At 73.8% G+C, this 3,284-nt stretch carries 3 protein-coding genes; all 3 read right to left on the bottom strand.

Annotated elements, in window-relative coordinates; genetic code table 11:
• Window positions 1–313 (bottom strand): NAD(P)-binding protein (locus QH283_RS04175; protein ID WP_280501694.1); only part of this gene is annotated, 313 nt, incomplete at its 3' end.
• A 22-nt stretch (window positions 314–335) separates the two neighbouring features.
• Window positions 336–1,739, bottom strand: coding sequence for a mycofactocin biosynthesis glycosyltransferase MftF (gene mftF, locus QH283_RS04180; RefSeq protein ID WP_280501695.1), 1,404 nt, complete (start codon window positions 1,737–1,739; stop codon window positions 336–338).
• A 191-nt stretch (window positions 1,740–1,930) separates the two neighbouring features.
• Window positions 1,931–3,145, bottom strand: coding sequence for a mycofactocin radical SAM maturase (gene mftC, locus QH283_RS04185; RefSeq protein WP_432420654.1), 1,215 nt, complete (start codon window positions 3,143–3,145; stop codon window positions 1,931–1,933).
• Window positions 3,146–3,284 lie beyond the last annotated feature (139 nt).

Raw genomic sequence — 3,284 nt, forward strand, 5'->3', positions numbered from 1 at the left:
GGGCCCAGCCCCCCCCCCCCCCCCCCCCCCCCCCCCCCCCCCCCGGCCCCCCCCCGCGTGCGGCCACGACCCGGTCGCCCCCGGCCGCGGTCAGGACGGCCGGATACCGCCAGAGCCAGTCCGCCTCGGGGCCGATGGGCATGCGGGTGGCGTCGCGCAGGGCGGCGGGAAAGGCGTCGGCGTCGAGCCAGGTCCGGCCCGCCTCCAGAACGGTCACGGTGTGCGCCGGGTCCTCGCTGAGACGGGCGGCGAGAACACAGCCCGCCGTGCCGCCGCCGACGATCAGGGTGTCGGCGCGCACGGTGTCGGTCATCGCACAGGCATGGGGCGCGCGGTCAGCGGCGGGCCAGGGTCGGGCGCAGGGCGGCCAGGCTGCGGGCCCGGAAGGCGCCGAGCCACAGGCCCGTTCCGTAGGCGATGTCGTCCACGCGCTTGAAGGCCACGTAGCGCACCGGGTCGAGGCCGCCGCGCTCGCGATGGGTGAACCAGTCGGCCAGGCCGTCGGCCAGCGCCATGGTGACCGCGATCCGGCGCACGCGGCCGGACAGCACCATCGCCAGCAGGGTCACCGGCCAGTAGTGCCTGCACATGGCCGAGGCCAGCCGCCACAGTCCGGCGAAGAAGCCACGCGCCAGATACAGCGAGGCGATCCTGGTGGGATTGTCCAGACCGGCGAAGACCCGGCGCAGCCGCAGCAGCGCGGCGCCGAGGGTGATCGCGCCGCCCGCCGCGCCCCAGCGGGTGCAGGTCGCGAACAGCACCGAGGCCAGCACCGTCCAGCTCGGCACGGTCAGCGGGGACACCATGCGCGGGTCGTGGCGCCGGGCCAGCGCGGCGGCGCCGGTGCCGTAGAACAGCTTGCGGCCGAACCAGGCACGGAAGGACACCCGGTGGTCGTGGGCGACATGCGCGGCGGGCTCGTAGCGCAACCGCCTGCCCGCCCGCTCCAGCCGCCAGCACAGGTCCACATCCTCGGCGACGTGCAGGGATTCGTCGAAGCCGCCGACCGCGAGCAGCGCCTGCCTGCGGACCAGCATCGCGGCGCTCGGCACGTAGGAGATGCGGCCGCCGGAACGCACCGCCGCCTCGCGCCTGCCGAGATCCAGCGAGGATCGGGTGTGCTCGTAGCGGGCCAGCGCGTTGGAATCCGGGTCGAGGGCGACCACGCGCGGGGCGACCAGCGCCACCTCGGGATCGCTGAAGTGCCCGAGCACCACTTCCAGCCAGCCGCTGCGCGGCACCACGTCGGAGTCGAGGAAGGCCACGAACTCCGTTGTCGCCGCCCGCAGCCCGGCGTTGCGGGCCGCGGCGGGCCCCTGGGGGCGGTCGTGGCGCAGCACGGTCACCCGGCACCGCGGGCCGCGTTCGCGCGGCACCCGCACCGGCTGGTCGGAGCCGTCGTCGACCACGATCACGTGATGGCCGCGCAGCACCGCGAGCATGCGGGCCAGCCCATCGGGGTTGTTGCGCAGCGGGACGACGATGGTCACCTCGTCGGTGGAGGGCAGCAGCCGAGGACGCGGATTGGCGACCCCGGAATCGAGCAGCCTGCGGGCGACGACGGCGGACTTGGGCCCGGACACCTCCAGGTACCCGTCGCCGATCATCTCGGCGGCCTCGGGGGCGAGCCGCAGCACCCTGGCGGGCGTGCCACCGACGAGCACACGACCCCCGGAGTATGCGCGTACCCGTGGATCGATCCGTACCCCGAAGCCGTCCGGCAATCGATCGTGGCGCATCCCTCGCATGCTAGGCAATGCCGCCCGCTCGAGCATCATCGGCATGCGGAACGCGCAGGAAACGGGCCGAATCGCCGGGGCAAGCGCCGCGCCCCGGCCATTCGGCGTGTCGCGGCGGCGCTCACGCCACCCAGCTCACGCCGCGCAATCACTGCCTGCCACGCACACCACGCGGGCTCACACCACGCGGCTCACGCCAACGGGCTCTCGTCGCAGGCACGGGAGGGCACCTTCGCCGACAGCGTCAGCGGGATCGGGCCGGACTTGCGAGCGCCGCGCCGAGGGGCGGCCTTGCGCGAGTGGTCCACCGAGGAGCGCGGGATGGTGCGCCCGGCGTCGGCCAGCGCGGCCTCGCCGTAGCCCTGCACGCACTCCGGGTCGGGTCCGTCGGCGGGCAGGCCGGTGAAGAACTTCGCCGCCATGCAGCCGCCGCGGCAGGCGTCGTAGTGCGCGCAGCCCGAGCAGGCGCCGCCGCCGGTCGGCTCGCGCAGTTCGCCGAACAGCCGCGAGTCCCGCCAGACGCCCTCGAAACCGCCGTCGGTGAGCACGTTTCCGGCCAGGAAGCGGTCGTGGATGGCGAACGGGCAGGCGTAGACGTCACCGACCGGGTCGACCAGGCAGACCACCCGGCCCGCACCGCACATGTTCAGGCCGGGCAGCGCCGAACCGAAGGCCGACAGGTGGAAGAAGGAATCACCGGTGAGCACGCCCTCGCCGTTGGCGACCAGCCAGTCGTAGAGCACGCGCTGCTGGTCGGGGGTGGGGTGCAGCTCGTCCCACACGTCCGCGCCGCGGCCGGAGGGACGCAGCCGGGTCAGGCGCAGGGTGGCGCCGTAGCGGTCGGCGATGGCCTTGAACTCGTCCAGCTGTGGGATGTTGTGCCTGGTGGCGACGACCGACAGCTTGGCGTCGGTGAACCCCGCCTCGGCCAGGTTCTCCAACGCGCGGATCGCGGTGTCGAACGAGCCCGGCCCGCGCACCGCGTCGTTGACCTCGGCGTTCGCGCCGTCGATGGAGATCTGCACGTCCACGTAGTCGCTGGCGGCCAGCCGGGCGGCGACCTGCGGGGTGATGCGAACGCCGTTGGTGGAGAACTTGATTCCCACGTGATGGGCGGTGGCGTAGTCGACCAGTTCCCAGAAGTCCTGGCGCACCGTCGGTTCGCCGCCGCCGATGTTGACGTAGAAGATCTGCATGCGCTCGAACTCGTCGATGAGCGCCTTGCACTGCTCGGTGCTCAGCTCGCGCGGGTCGCGCCTGCCCGAGGAGGACAGGCAGTGCACGCACGCCAGGTTGCAGGCGTAGGTGAGTTCCCAGGTCAGGCAGATCGGCGCGGCCAGGCCGCTTTCGAAGCGGTCGACCAGCTTGACCGCCTTGTCCGAGCCGGGCTGTGCCGGGCGCGCCACCGTTCGCGCAGGCGCGGGGGCCGGGGAACCGGTCAGGTCCCGGCGGCTTTCGCCGCCGACGATCATCTGACCGTCGGCGAGCTGGGTCAGCGCCGCCGCGGAGGGGGCGGCGGCTTCCTCCGCGCCGCCCGCCGCCTGC

It is taken from the genome of Nocardia farcinica (genome assembly GCF_029867845.1).
GTDB lineage: Bacteria > Actinomycetota > Actinomycetes > Mycobacteriales > Mycobacteriaceae > Nocardia > Nocardia farcinica_A.